Here is a 592-nt window from a genome sequence, read left to right on the forward strand (position 1 = left end):
TGCTCCAGCGATTGTGCGCCTGATGAAGAGGGCAGCATGGATACTCCGACGATATGGGCCTCAGACAGCCTCTCAGGAAATCCACAAAGTAAGCGTTGATGCTTTCTGTGGAGGCCCGTGGAGTATTGCTGACAGTAGGCAGCAGCAGAGCGTCCTTGTGATAGTTCGCGGTTACCTTGGCGGGGTCAAGGGTTTTTAAGCTGTCATTCCAGCGGTCAAAGAATCCTTCTACCTGAGTCTGAGTGATAGGAGCGCATACCTCACTTCTACCCGTGCTTACGCCGCCGGAGGTGTTTACGGTGGGCGCACAGGCGCTGAGGGCGAGAGCGAAGACGGGCAGCAAAACAACTTTTTTCATAGGGGGAGCCTCCAGGTGAGGGGGTGAACGCTTAGAAACTACAGGATGGACTCATGTTAGGGAAGAGTGAGGGGCAAAGTTTCAAAGTCACCTGCCCTACTTGGCCTGACGTGAGAAGTGAAGCAAGAACTGACGCCAAGAGTGGCTTGAGTGGCTTTTAGAGCAGTTCTCCGAATGATGGGCACGTCGGAAACACACCGCCACCCCCTCTATTCTACGTCCTGCTCTTTCTTT

Annotated in this window: 1 pseudogene; it reads right to left on the reverse strand. The window is 53.9% G+C overall.

Annotation, left to right across the window (positions count from 1 at the left end):
* Positions 1-358, reverse strand: a pseudogene (locus tag QZ269_RS13430) (hypothetical protein); the annotation flags it as partial.
* Between the last annotated feature and the right edge of the window lie 234 nt (positions 359-592).

It is taken from the genome of Deinococcus sp. (assembly GCF_018260405.1).
GTDB lineage: Bacteria > Deinococcota > Deinococci > Deinococcales > Deinococcaceae > Deinococcus.